At 38.7% G+C, this 20,524-nt stretch carries 16 protein-coding genes and 1 pseudogene; 12 read left to right on the forward strand and 5 right to left on the reverse strand.

Going from position 1 to position 20,524, the window contains the following annotated elements; genetic code table 11:
• Positions 1-122 precede the first annotated feature (122 nt).
• Positions 123-815 (reverse strand): YggS family pyridoxal phosphate-dependent enzyme, encoded by a 693-nt coding sequence (locus V3565_RS03990; RefSeq protein WP_455477923.1) that lies wholly within the window; start codon positions 813-815, stop codon positions 123-125.
• Positions 816-975: 160 nt separating this feature from the next.
• Between V3565_RS03990 and leuS the strand changes: the two are divergent.
• Positions 976-3,599, forward strand: a pseudogene (gene leuS / locus V3565_RS03995) (leucine--tRNA ligase).
• A gap of 52 nt (positions 3,600-3,651) precedes the next feature.
• On the forward strand, positions 3,652-4,251 hold the full coding sequence (locus tag V3565_RS04000) for a hypothetical protein (RefSeq protein ID WP_455477924.1): 600 nt from the start codon (positions 3,652-3,654) through the stop codon (positions 4,249-4,251).
• 47 nt (positions 4,252-4,298) lie between these two features.
• Here the strand turns inward: V3565_RS04000 and fsa are convergent, their stop codons facing one another.
• Positions 4,299-4,952, reverse strand: a complete 654-nt coding sequence (gene fsa / locus V3565_RS04005) for a fructose-6-phosphate aldolase (RefSeq protein ID WP_455477925.1) — start codon at positions 4,950-4,952, stop codon at positions 4,299-4,301.
• 370 nt (positions 4,953-5,322) lie between these two features.
• Between fsa and V3565_RS04010 the strand changes: the two genes are divergently transcribed.
• The 8 genes from V3565_RS04010 (at position 5,323) to V3565_RS04045 (ending at position 15,932) form a co-directional block, all read left to right on the forward strand.
• Complete coding sequence (locus V3565_RS04010) at positions 5,323-7,521, forward strand: primosomal protein N' (protein ID WP_455477926.1); 2,199 nt, start codon at positions 5,323-5,325, stop codon at positions 7,519-7,521.
• 579 nt (positions 7,522-8,100) lie between these two features.
• Positions 8,101-8,685, forward strand: coding sequence for a F0F1 ATP synthase subunit delta (locus V3565_RS04015; protein ID WP_455477927.1), 585 nt, complete (start codon positions 8,101-8,103; stop codon positions 8,683-8,685).
• Positions 8,685-10,220 (forward strand): F0F1 ATP synthase subunit alpha, encoded by a 1,536-nt coding sequence (gene atpA, locus V3565_RS04020; protein ID WP_455477928.1) that lies wholly within the window; start codon positions 8,685-8,687, stop codon positions 10,218-10,220. Before V3565_RS04015 ends, atpA begins: the two co-directional genes overlap by 1 nt.
• A gap of 20 nt (positions 10,221-10,240) precedes the next feature.
• The gene (locus V3565_RS04025; RefSeq protein WP_455477929.1) at positions 10,241-11,149 is read left to right on the forward strand and encodes a F0F1 ATP synthase subunit gamma; all 909 of its coding nucleotides are present in this window, start codon (positions 10,241-10,243) and stop codon (positions 11,147-11,149) included.
• 19 nt (positions 11,150-11,168) lie between these two features.
• Positions 11,169-12,761: a F0F1 ATP synthase subunit beta gene (gene atpD, locus V3565_RS04030; protein WP_455477930.1), complete on the forward strand. Its 1,593-nt coding sequence runs from the start codon at positions 11,169-11,171 to the stop codon at positions 12,759-12,761.
• 71 nt (positions 12,762-12,832) lie between these two features.
• Positions 12,833-13,252: a F0F1 ATP synthase subunit epsilon gene (locus tag V3565_RS04035; RefSeq protein ID WP_455477931.1), complete on the forward strand. Its 420-nt coding sequence runs from the start codon at positions 12,833-12,835 to the stop codon at positions 13,250-13,252.
• A 23-nt stretch (positions 13,253-13,275) separates the two neighbouring features.
• The gene (locus V3565_RS04040) at positions 13,276-14,925 is read left to right on the forward strand and encodes an MFS transporter (protein ID WP_455477932.1); all 1,650 of its coding nucleotides are present in this window, start codon (positions 13,276-13,278) and stop codon (positions 14,923-14,925) included.
• Positions 14,926-14,930: 5 nt separating this feature from the next.
• Positions 14,931-15,932 carry an HlyD family secretion protein gene (locus V3565_RS04045; RefSeq protein WP_455477933.1) on the forward strand — a complete coding sequence of 334 codons (1,002 nt, stop codon included), beginning with the start codon at positions 14,931-14,933 and terminating at the stop codon, positions 15,930-15,932.
• A 231-nt stretch (positions 15,933-16,163) separates the two neighbouring features.
• Here V3565_RS04045 and V3565_RS04050 read toward each other — a convergent pair whose 3' ends face one another.
• Complete coding sequence (locus V3565_RS04050; protein WP_455477934.1) at positions 16,164-16,463, reverse strand: hypothetical protein; 300 nt, start codon at positions 16,461-16,463, stop codon at positions 16,164-16,166.
• Between the two features lie 221 nt (positions 16,464-16,684).
• Here V3565_RS04050 and ispG point away from each other — a divergent pair, with 221 nt between their 5' ends.
• On the forward strand, positions 16,685-17,926 hold the full coding sequence (gene ispG / locus V3565_RS04055; protein ID WP_455477935.1) for a flavodoxin-dependent (E)-4-hydroxy-3-methylbut-2-enyl-diphosphate synthase: 1,242 nt from the start codon (positions 16,685-16,687) through the stop codon (positions 17,924-17,926).
• A 60-nt stretch (positions 17,927-17,986) separates the two neighbouring features.
• On the opposite strand, the gene V3565_RS04060 is transcribed toward ispG, so the two are convergent.
• Positions 17,987-18,889 (reverse strand): polyprenyl synthetase family protein, encoded by a 903-nt coding sequence (locus V3565_RS04060; protein ID WP_455477936.1) that lies wholly within the window; start codon positions 18,887-18,889, stop codon positions 17,987-17,989.
• Between the two features lie 304 nt (positions 18,890-19,193).
• Between V3565_RS04060 and rpmF the strand changes: the two genes are divergently transcribed.
• Entirely contained in the window at positions 19,194-19,373 is a 180-nt protein-coding gene (gene rpmF / locus V3565_RS04065; protein WP_455477937.1) for a 50S ribosomal protein L32, read from the forward strand.
• A 398-nt stretch (positions 19,374-19,771) separates the two neighbouring features.
• Here the strand turns inward: rpmF and V3565_RS04070 are convergent, their stop codons facing one another.
• Positions 19,772-20,356, reverse strand: coding sequence for a CarD family transcriptional regulator (locus tag V3565_RS04070; RefSeq protein ID WP_455477938.1), 585 nt, complete (start codon positions 20,354-20,356; stop codon positions 19,772-19,774).
• Positions 20,357-20,524 lie beyond the last annotated feature (168 nt).

A 20,524-nucleotide genomic window follows, 5' to 3' on the forward strand; every position in this document is an offset into this window, starting at 1 on the left:
TGGTAGATTAGATTAAATGACAAAAATCCGTACAGTCAATTTTAAAATTTTACATGATTGTATTTAAGGGGGTATTTTTATGTTTTTGTACCAAAATGTAACACTTTTGATAGAATATGGAATCATGTAGGATATTTTTTAAATAAAGCTGAACCAATGCGAAGAACATTAGAGCCAAATTGAAGAGCAATTTTGAAATCATTAGACATTCCCATAGAAAGTTTTGAGAGGCCAGCATTTTTTGCGAGCTTTTTTAAGAGTGCAAAATAGGGTCCAGGGTTTTCTTGTACTGGTGGGATTGCCATAAGCCCAATAATATCAAGTCCATAATGATTTTTGCACTGAGCAACAAAAGGTACTACTTCTTGCGGAGTAATACCACTTTTTTGGGGTTCTAATCCAATATTTACTTGAATATAGCAAGGGAGGTATCTTTTTTGTTTTTGCATCTCTTTAGCTAAGCTTTTAGCTATTTTTTCCCTATCGACAGTTTGAATGACATCAAAAATTTTGACAGCTTCTGCTGTTTTGTTAGACTGCAAAGGACCGATGAGATGCAGTTCAATAGTATCAAATTTTTTTCGCAAAAGAGGCCATTTTTCAGCAGCTTCTTGCACGCGATTTTCTGCGAAAATAGACTGTCCTGCTTGTAAAAGGGGGATAATCTTATCTGCAGAAACAGTTTTTGAAACAGCAACCAGTTGAACCTCTTCTAAGGGGCGCTGTATGTCTTGACATGTTTCCGCAATGTCTTTTTTTATCTTTTCCCATGATTCAATGGAAGAAACATTGGGTGTAGTGTAGAGTGTGCTCATATTTTCGTGCTTTCCGTTTTTATTCAGAGATTGGGTAGTTGTTTATAAGAGCTTTGTAAGGTACTTATAGCATACTTATTAAAAATGTTGGCGATGGAGTTAATCCATGGTGAAGCATGAATGAGTTATTGGGTTCAATTTTATCAAGAGTATAATGGGAATGACAATCGAACGCTATAATCCACGTGTCCAAGAACAAAAATGGCAAGCTATTTGGGATGAAAAGAAAATTTTTCAGACCGCTCAGGGGGATCAGCGTCAAAAATATTATGTTTTGGAAATGTTTCCTTATCCATCTGGTCGCATTCATATGGGGCATGTGCGTAATTATACGATGGGGGATGTTGTTGCTCGCTACAAACGCGCAAAGGGGTTTAATGTCATGCACCCCATGGGGTGGGATGCTTTCGGGATGCCAGCTGAAAATGCTGCTATGCAAAATAAAGTGCATCCCAAAGCTTGGACCTATAAAAATATTGAAGTAATGCGTGGGCAATTAAAGAAATTAGGATTTTCTTTAGATTGGTCGCGTGAATTTGCAACCTGTGATGTGGATTATTATCACCGTCAACAGATGCTATTTCTTGATTTATATCATAAGGGGTTGGTTGTACGTAAAGCTGCTAAGGTGAATTGGGATCCAGTTGATCATACTGTTTTGGCGAATGAGCAGGTTATTGATGGTCGGGGGTGGCGTTCTGGCGCCCTAGTAGAACAGCGTGAATTAACCCAATGGTTTTTTAAGATCAGCAATTTTAGCGAAGACTTATTGGAAGGTCTTGAAAAGCTTGATGAATGGCCCAAAAAAGTCCGTACTATGCAAAAAAATTGGATTGGAAAGTCGCAAGGTATTTGCATTCGTTGGGTTTTGAATAAAACAAATGTTGCTGATAATTTTTCCAATGAATTTGATGAAATTGTCTGTTACTCTACTCGTCCTGATACCCTTTTTGGAGCTTCTTTTTTAGCACTTTCTGTAGATCATCCAATTGCACAAACTTTAGCCCAAAAAGACAAAGAGCTTGCTGCATTTATCGAAAGTTGTCGGTTTGGTGGTACGACAACTGCAGCTCTTGAAACGATTGAAAAACAAGGATTTTGTCTTCCATTTATGGCTGTTCATCCTTTTGATCCAACAGTTCATATTCCCATTTATGTTGCTAATTTCGTACTCATGGACTATGGAACAGGAGCTATTTTTGGCTGTCCTGCTCATGATCAACGAGATTTGGATTTTGCACGTAAATACAGCCTTCCTGTGCGGCCAGTGGTTTTACCAAAAGGAATAGATGCTAAAGATTTTGTTATTGCTGAAACAGCTTATACCGGCGATGGAGTGATGATTAATTCAGGCTTTTTGAATGGTATGACATCACAAGAAGCTTTTGAAGCAGCAGCTAAACAACTCGAAGAGCAGTTGTTGGATGGTAAACCTCAGGGACAAAGAACAGTGCAATTTCGATTACGAGATTGGGGTATTTCGCGTCAGCGTTATTGGGGTTGTCCTATCCCCATAGTTCATTGTGAAGTTTGTGGGGTCGTTCCTGTACCGCGTGCTGATTTGCCAGTTGTATTGCCTGATGATGTGACGTTTGATAAGCCTGGTAATCCTCTTGTTCGTCATGAAACATGGAAAAGAGTCATTTGTCCTTCTTGTGGTCAGGAAGCTAAGCGCGAAACTGATACAATGGATACATTTGTTGATTCTTCTTGGTATTATGCACGCTTTATCGCACCTTGGGCACAAGAGCCAGTAGATCAGAATACAATAGATGAATGGTTGCCTGTTCAACAGTATATTGGTGGAATTGAACATGCGATTTTACATCTTCTTTATGCACGTTTTTTTATGCGAGCTATGAAGCTGATTGGATATGTCACTATTGATGAGCCTTTTAAGGGGCTTTTTACTCAAGGTATGGTTGTGCATGAAACTTATCGAGATGATAAGGGTTGGGTTTCACCAGCGGATATCTCAATTGTTGAAAAAGATGGAAAACGTCAGGCTTATAAGTTGATCGATAACAGTGAAGTTACGATTGGTTCTATTGAAAAAATGTCCAAATCAAAAAAGAATGTTGTTGATCCTGACGATATTATTGCGTCTTATGGAGCAGATACAGTTCGTTGGTTTGTATTATCAGATTCCCCCCCGATAGAGAAGTTATCTGGACAGAATCTGGTGTTGAAGGAGCACATCGCTTTGTACAACGTGTTTGGCGCTGTGTGTCTTTGAGTGCCCCGATTTTAAAGGAAGTTGTTCCATATGCAGGGCAGCAAGGTGCAGCGTTGGAGCTTTCAAAAGCAGCACATCGCACACTGTGTGATGTAGAAGATGATTTGGAAAAATTTGCATTTAACCGAGCGATTGCACGTCTTTATGAATTCTTAAATATGATAGCACCATTGTTAAATAAAGTAGAAAGTCTTGAAAATGAAATGAAATCTGCTTTACGTCAGGCTATGGATTTTTTTCTTGCAATGATTGCCCCTATGATGCCCCATTTAGCTGAAGAATGTCATGCTGCTTTTGGTGGAAAAATTCTCATGTCTGAAGTGGGTTGGCCTGTGTATGATTCCGCATTAATTGTTCAAGAATGTGTCACATTGCCAGTGCAGATTAATGGTAAAAAGCGTGGCGATGTAACGATTGCTGCTATGGCTGATAAAGAGGAAATTGAAAAAGCAGTGTTAGCTCTTGATTTTGTAAAAACATACTTGGCAGGAAAGCCTGTCAAGAAAATGATTATTGTTCCACAGAGGATTGTCAATGTTGTTATTTAAAAGGTTCTTTCTTTCGTTTTTTTCTTGTTTGCTTGTATTTCTTTATGGTTGCATGGTTGAACCACTTTATTATAATCAGCCACAGTTATCGACTATGGATGAAAATGTCCGTGAAGAGTATGTAGAGAAAGTTTCTTTCAAGCGTTCAGAAATATTTTCTAAGATTTTTGTTGAAGAACCTTCAGATCATTTTGGTCAAAAAGTACGTAATCATTTACTTTTTCTTATGTATGGGCATGGAGGGAAGCCTAAAGCTCCTATTTATAAATTATCTTTGCATGCATCCATCGTTAAACAGATATTAGGGCGGCCACTTGAGGAGAAGCCTAATCATCCCTCTGGATTGCAAGAATTTGAGAAGTGGTCAAAGAATCCCCAGAGTTTTTTTCCTAAGGCACCAACACGTTTGGGTTCATACGGAACAGTTACGGGTGTAGGTTCTTATATTTTAAAAGATATAAAGAGTGGTGTTGCTGTGAAAGATAAGAATGGCCTTATTGTGCAAGGTAAAGGGTCTATTAGTGCATCTTTTAATCAACCTAATCAATTATATGCTGGATTAGAAGCTGAAAAAGATGCAGAAAAGCGAGCTGCTGAAGAATTAGCAGAAAAAATATTTCTCTTGCTTTCGGTTGATCTTAAAGATTTTTAAGTTATCGATGATACCATCATAAGCTATAATAAATATGGAGCTATTTTTTACACGATATTTTGTCCAGTTTTTTCCCAATCAGCGGAGAATATTTGTAAACCTTGGTCGGTTAAAGAGTGTTTGACTAAAGCTTTTAAGATTGTTGGCGGAATGGTTGCAATATCTGCACCACTTAACGCTGCTTCTTTGACATGATTAACATTGCGGATAGAAGCAGCCAAAATTTGTGTTGTAAAATGATATTGATCATAAATAGTACGAATTTCACTGAGCAGTTCACTGCCGTTCATTCCATAATCTTCTATCCTTCCGATAAAGGGGGAAACAAAAGTTGCTCCGGCTTTTGCTGCTAATAAGGCTTGATTAGCAGAAAAACATAGGGTTAGATTTGTTTTTAATCCTTGAGTGGTAAGTGCTTTACATGCTTTGAGTCCATCAAGAGTTAATGGAAGTTTAATACAAATATTGTCAGCAATTTTTGCTAAAACATCTGCTTCTTTCATGATTTTTTCAAATTCTGTTGCAGTGACTTCAACAGAGACAGAACCTTTGATAAGGGCGCAAATTTCTTTTGTAACCTCAAGAATACTGCGCCCTGATTTTAGGATGAGTGAAGGGTTTGTTGTGACACCATCGATCAAGCCTAAACTTTGTAATTCTTGGATATCTTCAATGTTAGCGCTATCTACAAAAAATTTCATGCTAAACTTCCTTATTTTTTAAAGATCTTTAATTGAAAGTCTCTGATGTTTCATCTTGTTTCTTTTATGCTCTTGCTTATTGTAAAAGCAAGATTACGCTTAATGTTTGTATAATAATAGAAGATATAATGAGCCACGAGTTGGGAAAAGGAAAGAATGAGGTACTTATAAACAGGATAAAAATAGCACTTGCAGTTTAAATTGAAAGTGGTTGTTGTTTGCAAGGTGTTGTGTATAGGATCTTGATGATAAGTCATGCAAAAAAGATTCTTTGATAACGGGTACTTTATCAAAATATAAGTTGCAAAAACGGTATGAGTATAAAAGTGTCCCTGTACAAATAAAGTTGGTACAAAAGGTAAAATTGAACGTGACAGAGAGAAATATTGTTTCAGTTTTGGTGCCTCTTCCTGTTACTCATGCCTATAGTTATGTTGTTCCTTCTTCTATGAAGATTGAAGTTGGTTCTTTCGTTCGTGTTCCAGTGATGGGGCGTGAAGTTTGTGGTTTTGTGGTGGATGTGGGAGAGCAGACCACCAAGATGGAGAAGAAAGCTGCATCTGTAGCACATAGAAAATTGCATTTTGTTCTTCATGTTTTTGATTGTCCACCGTTAAAAGCTGAGATGATAACCTTTTTACGTTTTGTCAGTCGGTATACGATGGCTCCTTTTGGTCTTATCGCTCGATTGGTTTTATGTGTTCCAGCTGCATTAGAGCCGGAAGCGCAGGTTTCAGGATTACGATATTGTGGTGGACATGTGGCGCGTTTGACACCAGCCCGATTACGGGTTTTGGAGTTGGCACGCGATGGTATGATTTGGACTCGTTCTGGTCTTGCTCATGCAGCTGGAGCTTCTGTTTCTGTTGTTGAAGGTTTAAAATCTTTCGGGATTTTTGAAAATGTTATGGTACCTGCACCTGCCATTGTAGCTTTGCCTGATCCTGATTTTTGTTCTCCCGTATTAGAGGGAGCACAGAGAGAAGCAGCAGCACTGCTGCGGGAAGGAGTTTTGGCTTCTCAGTTTCAAGTTTTTCTGCTTGATGGCGTTACGGGATCAGGAAAGACAGAAGTTTATTTTGAAGCAGTTGCTCAAGCTTTAATATGCGGTAAGCAGGTTTTGATTCTGTTGCCAGAAATTGCTTTAACACAGCAGTTTTTGGATCGTTTTTCTGCTCGCTTTGGGGCATCGGCGGCTGAATGGCATTCAGATTTGGCGCCACGTCGTAGAGAACGTATATGGCGGCAAGTTGCAGAAGGGCGAGTGCGGGTTGTTGCTGGAGCACGCTCAGCGCTTTTTTTACCCTTTCAAGATCTTGGGTTGATTGTTGTCGATGAAGAACATGATAGCGCTTATAAACAAGAAGAGCGCATTTTTTATCATGCCCGTGATATGGCAGTTGCACGAGGTTCTTTCGAACATTTTCCTGTTATTTTATCGTCAGCTACCCCATCAATTGAGAGTCAGGCTAATGTTTTGTGGAATCGTTATCAGCGGGTAAATTTACCATCGCGTTTTAATGCAGCATCTTTGCCACATTTGCAGGTTGTTGATATGCGTAAAGGAGTAGCGCAAAGAGGACGTTTTATTTCTTCTACTCTTGAACGTGCTTTAATACAAACCATTGAAAAGGGAGAACAGGCGCTCCTTTTTCTTAACCGGCGTGGTTATGCACCTTTAACTTTGTGTCGAGTGTGTGGCTACCGTTTTCATTGTACGGATTGTTCAAGTTGGTTAGTTGAGCATCGTTCACAAGGTCAGCTTAAATGTCATCATTGTGGTTATCATCAACCACTTCCAGAAGCTTGTCCTGAATGTGGAACTTTAGATCATCTTGTAGCTTGTGGACCAGGTGTAGAAAGAATCGCTGAAGAAATACGAGGACTTTTTCCACAAGCACGATTGTTGATTCTATCAACCGATTTACAAGGTGGGATTGGTCAGTTGCGACGTGAGTTGGAAGCCGTTACAAATGGGGATGTCGATATTATTATTGGAACGCAGTTAGTTGCTAAGGGACACCATTTTCCTAGGTTGTCTTTGGTTGGGGTTATTGATGCTGATCTTGGCCTTGCTAATGGCGATTTACGTGCTGCTGAACGTACCTTTCAGCTTTTGTCTCAGGTTACAGGGAGGGCAGGGCGTACGGGCTTAGAAAGTTTAGGATTATTGCAAACTTATCAACCTGATCATCCAGTGATTCAAGCTTTGCTTTCACGGCAACGTGATGAATTTTATACACACGAAATCGCAATGCGTCAGCGTTATCATCTACCTCCTTATGGACGGCTAGCTTCTTTGATTGTATCCTCAGAAAAGCGCCAAGCAGCAGAACATTATGCACGTGCGTTACGCCAAGCTGCCCCATGTGAGAAAGATATTTCTCTCATGGGGCCTGCAGAAGCGCAATTAGCTCTTGTACGAGGACGTTATCGTTTTCGTCTTTTACTTCAAGGACAGCGTTCTGTTGATATGCAAGGATTTATTCGTGCGATGCTTTCAAATGCACCCAAAATGCCTAGTTCAGTTCGAATTCAAATTGATATTGACCCACAGAGTTTTCTCTAAAAAATAATCGATATGATATGGAGATTCACTTTTTTAAGATAGGATTTGCAAAAGGCAATATATCCTACAAAGGGAACAATTTTACGTAAGCAGACAGTTGCCTATTTTTCAAAGGCTATAGCATTACATAATTTGTGTGTAATCATTTATTTGTTATGTTTGTGTATAAAATGAAGCCATCTTTTGGTCTCTATGATAGAGATTTCTTTTATGGATAAGTATGTTAAGTTGAACGATTTAATTTCACGACAAAGAAGAAAGAATCCTATTTCTCATTTTAGATTGTTTGTATACAGAAAGAAGATACTTGAAAAATTTATCTAAAGATGCCAAGAAGGAAAGTGGAAAAAATAGAGGTTTTCATTAAGATTCTTAAAAGAATATATTTCAGAAATATTTTGTTTAAAATTTTTTGAAAGCATCGATTTGTTATGTTGCGAGTCGGTGGTGTCTGTGCTAGGAAATCGAAAGTTATTTATTCTAAGTTTTAAGGAAAAGATTCTTAAGATTTGGGGTGTTTGATTTTGTTTCATCTGATGGTCATCAGATGGGTTGTTCAAGAGAAAGAGGCGGTATTTCGTGTCAGATTCATTTTCTCTTATGCCGCTGCCGTTGGTAGATCAGCGTTATGCGCAAGCCCTTTTTGATTTCGTTCAAGAAGCAGGGTTTATAGAGGATGTTGAAAAAGCAGTGGCATCTTTTTTACTTATCTTGGATCAAAATGAAGATTTGAAGCGCGTTTTGCAAAATCCATTCTTTTCGGTAAAAGAACAAGTAAGAGTGATACGTTCTGTTTGCGAAAATATTGGGTTTGCTGATGAAGGTGCTGGTCAGATTATTTGTAATTTTTTGCGTGTTATCGCAGTAAACCGTCGGCTTCGTGCCTTATCTGGTATTTTACACGCTTTTCAACGTCGTGTCGCTTTATCTCGTGGAGAAATTTCGGCGCAGATTGTTTCTGCGCTTCCTTTAAGTTCTCATCAGGAGAAAGAGTTGCGTGTGGCTTTGGAAAGTGTCGTTGGCGGAAAAGTTTTGCTACGCATCTCTGTTGATCCAACAATTCTTGGTGGACTGATTGTTCGCTTAGGATCATCTCAGATTGATACGTCTCTTATGACGAAATTGTCTTCACTTAAGCTTGCATTGAAAAAAGAGGTCAGCTGATGGATATTAGACCATCTGAAATTTCAAAAATTCTGAAAGAGCAAATCAAGAACTTTGAGCAAAAGGCTGAAGTTTCTGAAATTGGTTGGGTTTTATCTGTGGGTGATGGTATTGCCCGCGTTTATGGTTTGGATAATGTCCAAGCAGGTGAAATGGTTTCTTTTTCAAATGGTGTGCGCGGTATGGCACTCAATTTGGAAATTGACAATGTCGGGGTTGTTATTTTTGGGTCAGATCGTGACATTCGCGAAGGTGATTGGGTTAAGCGATTAGGTACTATTGTTGATGTTCCTGTTGGTCCAGCTTTGCTTGGGCGTGTTGTTGATGCTTTGGGCAATCCTATAGATGGTAAGGGTCCTATTAAAGCAACGGAACGTCGTCGTGTTGATGTTAAAGCTCCTGGAATTATTCCACGTCAGTCAGTCCATGAGCCAATGTCGACAGGGCTAAAAGCCATTGATGCTCTCATTCCTATTGGTCGTGGACAGCGTGAGTTGGTTATCGGCGATCGTCAGACGGGAAAGACAGCGATTTTGCTTGATACATTTTTAAATCAGAAATCTTTTCATGAAGAAGGTTCTGGTAGAGACCAAGATAAAGTATATTGTATTTATGTTGCGATTGGTCAGAAGCGCTCGACGGTTGCTCAGTTTGTTAAAGTTTTGGAAGAGCGTGGAGCTCTTGATTATTCAATTATCGTAGCTGCTACAGCGTCTGATCCTGCTCCATTACAGTTTATTGCACCTCTTGCTGGTTGCGCTATGGGTGAGTATTTCCGAGATAATGGTCAGCATGCGTTGATTGGTTATGACGACCTTTCGAAACAGGCTGTTGCTTATCGTCAGATGTCTCTTTTGCTACGTCGTCCGCCTGGTCGTGAAGCTTATCCTGGGGATGTTTTTTATCTGCATTCTCGTCTTTTGGAGCGTGCTGCGAAGCTAAATGCAGAGAATGGTTCTGGATCATTGACAGCTTTGCCAGTTATTGAAACGCAGGCAAATGATGTTTCTGCTTATATACCGACTAACGTTATTTCGATCACTGATGGGCAGATTTTTCTAGAAACCAATTTATTTTATCAAGGGATTCGTCCTGCTGTGAATGTTGGTCTTTCTGTTTCTCGTGTTGGTTCTGCAGCACAAATTAAAGCGATGAAGCAGGTTGCTGGCTCGATCAAAGGTGAATTGGCTCAATATCGTGAGATGGCAGCTTTTGCACAATTTGGTTCGGATTTGGATGCGTCGACTCAGCGTCTTTTGAATCGTGGTGCGCGTTTGACAGAACTATTAAAGCAGCCACAATTTTCTCCCCTTAAGACAGAAGAGCAGGTTGTTGTCATTTTTGCTGGTGTTAATGGTTATCTTGATGCCTTGTCTGTTTCTGATGTTGGTCGGTTTGAGCAAGGTCTTTTGACACTTTTGCGCACTGATCATCAAGATCTTTTGAAGGCGATTGCTGATCAGAAGCAGATAACAGATGATATCAGGGGTAGGTTGATTACTATCCTTAATAGTTATGCGAAGAATTTTTCGTAGTGAATTGATGGAATGTGTATATGGCGTCGCTGAAAGATCTTAGAGACCGTATTACTTCGGTTAAGGCAACACAAAAGATTACTAAGGCTATGCAGATGGTTGCAGCGGCAAGGCTGCATCGTGCGCAAGAGGCAGCTGAATCTGCTCGCCCTTATGCGCATCGTATGGCTGCTATTTTGGCTAATGTTGCTGCTGATGTTGATGCGGTTGATGCTCCTCCTCTGATGCGTGGTACTGGTAGAGATGATGTTCATCTTTTAGTAGTATGTACTGCTGAACGTGGTTTATGTGGTGCTTTTAATATCCAGATTGTACGCCGTGTTCGTGAACAGATTGAGTCTCTGATTTCTTCTGGTAAAATAGTTAAGATTTTAACTGTTGGCAAAAAAGGTGCGGATATTTTGCTGCGCGATTATAGAGCCTTTATGATTGATCATATTGATTTGCGTTCTGTAAAGCGTATTGGTTTTACAGAAGCAGCAATGATCAGTCAAAAGATCATTGAGTTGTTCAATGATGGTGCATTCGATGTTTGTACGCTATTTTACTCAGAGTTTGTTTCGGTTATTAATCAGCGTCCAACGTCTTTTGGTTTGATTCCGACGTTATCACAAGCTTCTGTTGAGCGAGCAGACATTGCTGAAAAAACAGAAAAAAATAAAGCTATGCAGTCGACTGTTTATGATTATGAGCCAGATGCAGTTTCTCTTTTGGATGAGCTTGTGCCACGTAATATTTCTGTGCAAATTTTTTTGGCTCTGCTTGAAAATGTTGCTGGTGAAATGGGTGCCAAGATGAGTGCTATGGACAATGCATCGCGAAATGCTGGTGAAATGATTAATAAATTGACAGTGACGTATAATCGTCAGCGTCAAGCACAGATCACTACGGAATTGATCGAAATTATTGCGGGCGCTGAAGCGCTTTAAATTGAAGAGGTAAGTATTGATGGTAAAAGCAGTAACGGCAAGCAAAGAGGCATCAAAAATTGAGGGCAAAAAATCAGCTGCTCGTTCGGGCGTAAAAAAAACTGCCTCGAACTCTCCAGATGGCGTGAAAGATTCTTCAGATTCTGTTTCTACTTCTTCTAAGGATATGAATGCAAAAGGTTCAGTTGGTGAAGTTAAGCAGGTTATTGGTGCTGTTGTTGATGTGCAATTTGAAGGTGAATTACCAAATATTCTGAATGCATTAGAAACAGAAAATTTGGGCAATCGACTTGTTTTAGAAGTTGCACAACATTTAGGTGAAAATACGGTTCGTACTATAGCCATGGATACGACGGATGGTTTGGTGCGTGGTCAAAAGGTTTTTGATACCGGAACACAGATTAGTGTGCCTGTTGGTGAAGCAACACTTGGTCGTATTATGAATGTGATTGGAGAGCCAGTTGATAATGTTGGTCCGATTGCTGCGAGCAAAATGCGTTCTATTCATCAAGAAGCTCCTGAGTATATTGAGCAGTCAACAGTATCTGAGATTCTTGTCACTGGCATTAAAGTTGTTGATTTATTAGCACCTTATTCTAAAGGTGGTAAAGTTGGTTTATTCGGAGGAGCTGGGGTTGGTAAGACTGTTTTGATTATGGAGCTTATCAATAATATTGCAAAGGCTCATGGTGGGTATTCAGTATTTGCTGGTGTAGGAGAACGTACACGTGAGGGTAATGATCTTTATTATGAAATGATCGAAAGTCGTGTGAATGTAGATCCAAAAGATAATAATGGTTCAACAAAAGGTTCAAAGTGTGCACTTGTTTATGGGCAGATGAATGAACCACCAGGGGCACGTGCACGCGTTGCTCTTTCAGGATTGACCATTGCTGAAAGTTTTCGTGATGAAGGTCAAGATGTTCTTTTCTTTGTGGATAATATTTTCCGTTTTACACAAGCTGGTGCTGAGGTTTCAGCTCTTTTAGGGCGTATTCCTTCCGCTGTAGGATATCAGCCTACTTTGGCAACAGATATGGGAGCTTTACAAGAGCGTATTACCAGTACTAAAACGGGGTCCATCACTTCTGTTCAAGCTATTTATGTTCCGGCTGATGACTTAACTGATCCGGCGCCTGCAACATCCTTTGCGCATTTGGATGCCACAACAGTTCTTTCTCGTTCAATTGCTGAAAAGGGTATTTATCCAGCTGTTGATCCGCTTGATTCTTTTTCGCGTGTGTTAGATCCATTAATTGTAGGTGAAGAGCATTATACTGTTGCTTGTCAAGTTCAAACCATTTTGCAGCGTTATAGATCGTTGCAAGATATTATTGCTATTCTTGGAATGGATGAACTTTCTGAAGATGATAAGTTGCTTGTAGGGCGAGCACGTAAAATTGAGCGTTTTCTTTCACAACCTTTTCATGTAGCTGAAACTTTTACTGGTTCTCCTGGAAAGTTTGTTTCTTTGGAAGATACAATTAAAGGCTTTAAAGGTCTTTGCGCTGGCGATTATGATCATTTACCAGAAGCAGCTTTTTATATGGTTGGTTCTATTGATGAGGCAATTGAAAAAGGAAAGCGTTTGATAGCAGAAGCTTCTTCATAATATGAACTCTGTTATGAGTATTGGTCATAGAGATATAAGAGGTCTCTGTATCTTGGTTTGTGGAGGTCACTGTGGAAAACAGTAAAGTAGAGCATTTTTTGTTTGAGTTGGTGTCACCTGAAAAGCTTGTTTTTTCAGAAAATGTTATATCCGTTGTTCTTCCTTCAGATTCAGGCTCTCTAACAGTAATGGCTCATCATGCGCCATTACTTGCTAGCATTACGTTTGGAAGTGTTCGCGTTTTATCTTCTTCTAGTGAAAAATTATTTGCTGTTTGCGGAGGTGTTGCTGATATTACCTCTGCAGGTTGTTCTCTTTTAGCAGAGCGAGTTGTAGCTGTTGATCATCTTTCCTTTGATGTATTAGAACAGCAAATTTTGCAATTTCGGGCAACATTAACAGGAGATTTAAGTGATGAGACAGGTCATAAAATAGAAGAATTTTTTCGTAAACTGACAACTTTTAATGATACCTTGATGGAGGAGGTATAACAAGTTATGCAGGAAAAGGTGACATGAGCGGTAAAAATAATACAGCTATGTCTTCTGAAGAAGTTGGGTCATTTCTTAATCCTAATGCTGTTTTTGCAGGCCCTTTGCCAAAGTGTTTTGTTTATATTTTTGCCTCCTTTATTTTGCAGTGGGCTTATGGTTTAGGGGCGAATGTTGTTCAATCTAACATTATTCAGCTTACTGGCGATTTTCATGCGACTCTGACTGAAACTACATGGTTGATTGCTGCTTATATGGCACCAAATGTGAGTGTTGCAATCATGTTGATCAAGATTCGCTATCAGTTTGGGCTTCGGGCTTTCGCTGAATTATCGATCCTTGGGTTTGTTTTAGTCTGTGTTTTACAGTTATTTGTTACGGATTTACATTCTGCGCTGATTATTCGTTTTTTTGCTGGTATTGCTGCGGCGCCATTGGCTTCCTTAGCGCTTCTTTATATGATGGAGGCTTTTGCACCAGCAAAGAAATTTACCATTGGTCTTAGTCTGAATTATATGAATGCTACTTTGGCAGTTCCTTTATCACGTTTAATTTCGCCTGATTTACTAGAGAATCGTGGATTTTCTGGTCTTTCAGCGATGGAGATGGGATTGGTTCTTATTAGTCTTGTATGTATTTTTTCTCTTCCGCTTACCCCAGTAGCACGGAACAAGGTCATTAGGAATTTGGATTGGGTTAGCTACAGTTTGATTGCACTTGGTCTTGGATTAAATGCAGTGATTATTTCTGTTGGTAAGTTATATTGGTGGTTTGAAACTCCGTGGATTGGCTGGGGGCTCGCACTGACTGTTATGTTTTTATCCACTGCCACGATCATTGAGTTGAATAGAGAAAAACCATTAATTGATTTACGCTGGCTTTTCAGTAAAGAAATGGCACAATCCGTTCTTATTTTATTGCTTTTTCGTGTTTTGTTATTGGAGCAATCAACTTTAGCTGCGGGTTTTTTTAATCTTTTTGGTTTGTTAAATCGTGAGATGTTTCCCATGTATCTTGCTGTGACAATTGGTACCCTTTTAGGAGGGGGGATTTGTGTCTTTTTTTTGCGGTCTGGTCGTGAAGATTACTTTTATCTTTTGTCTTTGGGTTGTTTAGCATTGGGATCTTATTTGGATAGTCATGTGAGTCAATTGACACGTCCGGAAGATATGATGTTGAGTCAAGGATTGATCAGCTTTGGTTATGCACTTTTTTTGCCGCCTGCTCTTTTCAAGGGGTTTGTTATAGCTAACGATCGAGGGCCTAGTTATGTTTTAAGTTTTATTGCAGTTTTTCTTCTGACACAAGTTACAGGAGGATTAGTGAGCGCGGCCTTTTTTGGTAGTTTACAGTTTTTTTTCGCTTATAAGCACTTTGAGCGTTTAACACAAAATATTGTTGTTACCGATCCACTTGTTTCTCATGAAATGAATGCCTTATTATCGCCTTTTTACGATGCTTCTATTCCCCCTATTTTTAGGGATGGGCGAGGCATTGCTGAGCTGATTGATAAGTTTAAATTAACAGCAAATATTTTTGCTTATGATGATGTTTTTCGGCTTTATTTTTATATTGCAATGGTTGTATTTATTATTTTTCTTATCAAAATATTTTTTAAATTACACTCTTTCGCTGCATTCAAAAAGCAGGATTATGTTCATAAAGGGGGGTGAACAAAGTGATAGCGGCATTGCGATCAAAAGCAACGATCATTGTATTTCTGTCCGGTATTATCGGTGTTTTGCTGATTTTATGGGCTTGGAATCTTCCTCCGTTTGTTAGCGCAATTCAAAAAACAGATAATGCTTCAATTAAAGGTGATGTTACTCTTGTAAGTCCGCAGATATCTGGTGTAGTTGCACGGATTTATGTTCAAGATTATCAAAAAGTTGAGCAAGGGATGCTGTTATTTGAACTCGATGATTCTCTTTTTCAGCAACAGCTTGCACAGGCGCAAGCAGTTCTTGATTCAAAAAGTGCAAAGCTTGCAGGTATTGTATTGCAGGCTCAGCTTTTGCAAGGAGAAATTAGTATAGCAGAAGCTGAATTAGCACGGGCTCAAACATTCTCAAATGTTCTTTCCGGAAGTAAGAAATCAAATTTTGCTGAGACTGCAAGTTCAAGTTCTCGTCCTCTTTCGCAATTATTAGCAACACTTGAAATAAAACGTCAATTGCAGAAGCAATTAGATCTTGAACGACAAAGTTTGCAATCAGATGTTGCGGGAGCAAAGGTTGGTGTTGAATTAGCTAGGCTCAATTTGAAACATACTAAGATTTTATCTCCTAGAACAGGGTATGTTGGGTCAGTTGGTGCGCGGGTAGGACAATATGTTTCACCAGGTACAAAATTGGTGTCAGTTGTTTCTGATGATATTTGGATTATTGCTAATTATAAAGAAACACAACTTTCTCAAATGCGTGTTGGGCAACCTGTAATTTTTTCTGTTGATGCGTTAAATAATCAAAAATTGACGGGACGTGTAGTTCGTTTTGCACCTGCCACAGGTTCGGAATTTTCACTGTTAAAAACAGATACGGCAATTGGTAATTTTATCAAAATTGCGCAACGTGTTTCGGTTCGTATTGCTTTAGATCCTAGACAAGAAGGTGTCGAGAAGCTTATTCCTGGTATGTCTGTGGTTACATACGTGGATACTTCGCAACGTTCTTCTGACTAGTAACATTTATGGAGGTTAAGATTTTGGGGATTTTTAGTTTGATTTTTATACCTTTTGCTTACAGTAAGTGGGCGTTTACCTTGGAAGATTTTGTTTGGTTTGTTATGATACATGCCATCAAATTGCTGTTTCCAACTTAAAACAACTACAGTATTCTGTAACGCCCTCTTAATTAGGTATAAAATTTCACTTTTTAGGTGAGCGTTGAAACAGTTTATTTGTTACGCAAATTTAGCTTTTAGCGTGTTTTTTACGTATTAGTAAAAAACACGCTAAGGCTGTTCCTGCTACGGCTATTGTAAGGGCTGTTTTCGGGTTTTTTTTCACAATTTTTTTCAATTGTGTAGCATGCTCATTTAGATGGTAGAGTGCTTGATGACTTTTTTTCTTCCATGTAGTAAGCATACTAAAAATGTGGTCAAATATATTATCATTAGAGTACAAATGATTTATTGGGATGAGTTCATTTTTCAATTGTGCAATATGCTTTTTAATTTTAGCATTTTTAGAATAGATAGAAAATAAACACATTTTTGGCTCCTTTACGCTTTATACTGCCTAGCGGTGGCTGGAGTTATATTTGGGATTTTGATACAACGGTTTGAGAGCGGGTAAGGTTGCATTACTTTATGCTGTTTGTTGGGGTGCGGAGGCGTTTTGTATAAAGGTAGTGGTCTATTTTCAAATTGTACGGTGTTAGTTTTTGCCATCATAATGATTGAGAGTGCAGATTTTAGAAATTTGAGGGCGTGATGAGTACAGCGTATTATTTATCTAAACCTTTTGAACGTCGTCAATCAGTTGCAGTTATGGTTGGTGACGTAGTTGTTGGTGGTCATAGTCCAATTGTTGTTCAGTCAATGACAAATACGGATACTGCTGATGTTGATGCAACAGTTGAACAAGTTGCCGCTCTTTGGAAAGCAGGATCACAATTAGTTCGGATAACTGTTGATCGTGATGAATCAGCTGCTGCTGTGCCAAAAATACGACAAAAATTGGAACAGTTGAATATTTTTGTACCATTGGTAGGTGATTTTCATTATATTGGTCATAAGCTTTTAGCGGATCATCCTGCATGTGCTGAGGCACTCGCAAAATATCGAATTAATCCTGGAAATGTCGGTTTTGGTATAAAGAAAGATCGCCAGTTTGCAGAAATTATTGAAATTGCTTGTCGGTACCGTAAGCCTATTCGAATTGGTGTAAATTGGGGATCACTTGATAATGCATTGTTAACACAGCTTATGGATGAAAATGCTAAGCAGGAGAATCCCGTATCTGTTGCTGAAGTTATGCGAGAAGCCGTTGTTCAGTCAGCTTTACAGTCAGCTATTTTCGCTGAAGAGATAGGATTGGGGCGTGATAAAATTATTCTTTCTGCTAAGGTGAGTGATGTACAAGATCTTGTTGCTGTTTCTATCTCTTTGGCAGAGCGTTGCGACTATGCTATCCATTTAGGACTAACAGAAGCAGGTATGGGAACAAAGGGTATCGTTGCTTCTTCTGTAGCTTTAGGAATTTTGTTGCAGCAAGGGATTGGAGATACAATCCGTATTTCATTGACTCCTAAACCTGGTGGAGATCGGACAAGGGAAGTTAGGGTGGCTCAAGAGCTTTTGCAGGTTATGGGATTTAGGCAATTTTTACCTATTGTGACTGCCTGCCCTGGATGTGGTCGTACGACTTCAACAGTTTTTCAGCAATTAGCACAAAAAATTGAAGAAAATTTATATAGCAATATGCCATTGTGGCGTGAAAAGTACCCTGGTGTTGAAAGATTAAAGGTTGCTGTAATGGGTTGTATTGTTAATGGTCCCGGAGAATCAAAACATGCTGATATTGGGATTTCTTTGCCTGGAGTAGGTGAAAATCCAGCAGCGCCCGTTTTTATTGAGGGAAAAAAGGTTAAAATTTTGCGTGGAAACCATATCGCTGAGGAATTTGAAGAGATACTTGGTGACTATATTCATACCCGCTTTGGACAAGGCTAAATCTAATAAAGATAAGATAAAGAAAATATTTTGTTTTTCTGTTTTATAGAAAATAAGCTATCAGTTTTTGCGTGTTGCTATAAAGCGGGCTGCTTGCTGTAGGGGTTTTGCTTTCGCACCAAATGGGTGCAGAAGTTTTTCTGCTTTAGCAATAAGCTCGTCTCGTTTTTTTTGTGTTTCTTGTATACCATAAAGACGGACAAAAGTAGCCTTATGCGCTGCTTCATCTTTACCAGCTGTTTTTCCTAGAATTTCAGTGCTGGTAGTCATGTCAAGCAGGTCATCCGTTAATTGAAAGGCAAGGCCAATATATGTACCAAAATCGGCAAGTCTTTGTATTAATGTTTCAGAAGCATTGCCGATGATTGCTCCTGCTTTGCAAGCAAAGCTTATAAGAGCGGCTGTTTTCATGCGTTGTAGAGTGATAATACTGTCACTATCTTTTGGTTTTTTTTCAGCTTCAAGATCAAGCATTTGCCCTCCTATCATGCCACCAAATCCTGCTGATTGTGCTAAAGCTGTTATGAGGTTTATTCTAGTTTCAAAGGAGAGAGTGGAGGACTTATCTGCAATAATTTCAAAAGCAAAAGTTAGAAGAGCATTACCCGCTAAGATTGCTGTAGCTTCATTGAATGCTTTATGAACAGTGGGTTGTCCGCGTCGTAGTATGTCGTTATCCATAGCAGGAAGATCATCGTGAATAAGCGAGTAACAGTGAACACATTCTAATGCACTGCCGACATTAAGAGAGTGTTCAATAGGTATATCAAAAAGTGCTGCACTTTGTATAACAAGAAAAGGGCGTAGACGTTTACCACCATTTAGCACCCCGTAGCGCATAGCTTTTATCAGGATTTCAGGACGAGCAATTTCACCATTTTGGATTTTATTACTCAACAGCATATTAAGTCGCTTTTCAACAGCGTTGCCATGTTCCGCAAGAAAGATGGTAAATTCGTGCATTCTCGCTTCCTTGTGTTTTATAAATAACGTTCTGGAATTAGAGGATAAAACTGTGGTTTTGTTTTATTTGAACTAACTGAAACAGGCTGTAATCCCCATTTATTTAAAAAACAAATTCTATTTTTATATTTATATATATTATTGTATGTGAGAGCTGTATTAAAGCTAAATAAAAAATTAAATGAACGTCTAGTCAAAAGGCTTTAATCAGTGTATAAGAAAATCAAATTTGCTAATATTATTATAAGGGCTGTGTTATTTCGATGCTGCCTGTTCTTTTTTAATGGATTTGGAGTATCTCTTTATGGCTGTACCTAAACGGAAAACCTCTCCATCAAAGCGGGGTATGCGTCGTTCTGCTGACGCTCTTAAGACGCCGACTTATATCGAAGATAAAGATTCTGGTGAATTGCGTCGCCCTCATCATATTGATTTGAAGACTGGGATGTATCGTGGGCGTTTAGTTTTGCCTGTAAAGGATTAGTCTCTTCATTTTTCGGCTATTTTAGGCAGTGGCTTAGTCGCGTACGCAGGTAAATCAAAAGATGATCTGTAGGAAGTGTTCTTCTAAAGGGTTTGTGTTTTTGTAAATGTATGTGGGTGTTTTTAAAGCGTGCTGTGTTTCGTTGCTATCTGTAAGAGGCAATTTCTGGTATTGATTGTATCTTTTTGTAATAGAAATATTTATCCCTGATAAAGTTTTATAGTACTTTATAAAAAGATTGAAGTGCTGATGGTGGTATATTATTTTACAGAAAAATTAGCTAAGTTTTTATCAACATTGTTTTCTATATTAACATTTAGTAATATAAAAATAAAACCAGCTTAAAGCTGGTTTTTTTTAAAGCTGATTTTTTATTATTAAAAAAATCTTATTATTTCTTATGCAGCACAAACAGTATTGCTGCTTGCATCTGTTTCATCTACTTCAGTTTTAAATTTGTGCTTTGGTTTGCTAGAAAGATGCATCTCTATAAGATTGATAGCTTCTGTTTCAGACAGACTATTGATAACAGCAATTTCGCGAGCCATCCGGTCAAGTGCAGCGATATAGAGCTGGCGTTCAGAATAAGATTGTTCAGGTTGTAAATTGGAACGAAAAAGATCGCGTACTACTTCAGCTATACAAATAAGATCTCCTGAATTAATTTTAGTATCATATTCTTGAGCTCGCCGTGACCACATTGCCCTTTTAATTCGTGCTTTTCCTTGTAAAACTTTCAATGCACGTTCAACAGAGTCCATAGCAGATAATTTTCGCATCCCAACAGAGATAGCTTTTGCAATTGGCACTTTGATGTCCATTCTATCTTTAGCAAAATGAATGACAAAAAGCTTTAATTTGTGCCCTGCAACTTCTTGGTCTTCGATTGCTACAATCTGACCTACTCCGTGAGTAGGATATACTATATATTCAGATGTCGAGAATCCTTTAGCATTAGAAGAGGTGCTGTTTTGGGATGCCATATTTTAGTTTACTCCCTTTGTAACAAACAAATACGCCAAAAACAGGCCATAAGCCTGAACATTGAATGTTCTTTGACCAAGTATATTACACTAAGTTTAATGAGCATAAAAGCCTAGTACTTTTAAATTCAATAAAAAACACTTTGCTTTATAACAAAAAAGAAAAGA

This window comes from Bartonella sp. B10 (assembly GCF_053794435.1).

What these genes read in the sequence shown, in the direction of transcription:
- V3565_RS03990 (WP_455477923.1), bottom strand. Translation starts at nt 815, where the DNA reads ATGAGCACACTCTACACTACACCCAATGTTTCTTCCATTGAATCATGG.
- V3565_RS04000 (WP_455477924.1), top strand. Translation starts at nt 3,652, where the DNA reads ATGGTTGAACCACTTTATTATAATCAGCCACAGTTATCGACTATGGAT.
- fsa (WP_455477925.1), bottom strand. Translation starts at nt 4,952, where the DNA reads ATGAAATTTTTTGTAGATAGCGCTAACATTGAAGATATCCAAGAATTA.
- atpA (WP_455477928.1), top strand. Translation starts at nt 8,685, where the DNA reads ATGGATATTAGACCATCTGAAATTTCAAAAATTCTGAAAGAGCAAATC.
- V3565_RS04025 (WP_455477929.1), top strand. Translation starts at nt 10,241, where the DNA reads ATGGCGTCGCTGAAAGATCTTAGAGACCGTATTACTTCGGTTAAGGCA.
- atpD (WP_455477930.1), top strand. Translation starts at nt 11,169, where the DNA reads ATGGTAAAAGCAGTAACGGCAAGCAAAGAGGCATCAAAAATTGAGGGC.
- V3565_RS04040 (WP_455477932.1), top strand. Translation starts at nt 13,276, where the DNA reads ATGAGCGGTAAAAATAATACAGCTATGTCTTCTGAAGAAGTTGGGTCA.
- V3565_RS04050 (WP_455477934.1), bottom strand. Translation starts at nt 16,463, where the DNA reads ATGTGTTTATTTTCTATCTATTCTAAAAATGCTAAAATTAAAAAGCAT.
- ispG (WP_455477935.1), top strand. Translation starts at nt 16,685, where the DNA reads ATGAGTACAGCGTATTATTTATCTAAACCTTTTGAACGTCGTCAATCA.
- V3565_RS04060 (WP_455477936.1), bottom strand. Translation starts at nt 18,889, where the DNA reads ATGCACGAATTTACCATCTTTCTTGCGGAACATGGCAACGCTGTTGAA.
- rpmF (WP_455477937.1), top strand. Translation starts at nt 19,194, where the DNA reads ATGGCTGTACCTAAACGGAAAACCTCTCCATCAAAGCGGGGTATGCGT.
- V3565_RS04070 (WP_455477938.1), bottom strand. Translation starts at nt 20,356, where the DNA reads ATGGCATCCCAAAACAGCACCTCTTCTAATGCTAAAGGATTCTCGACA.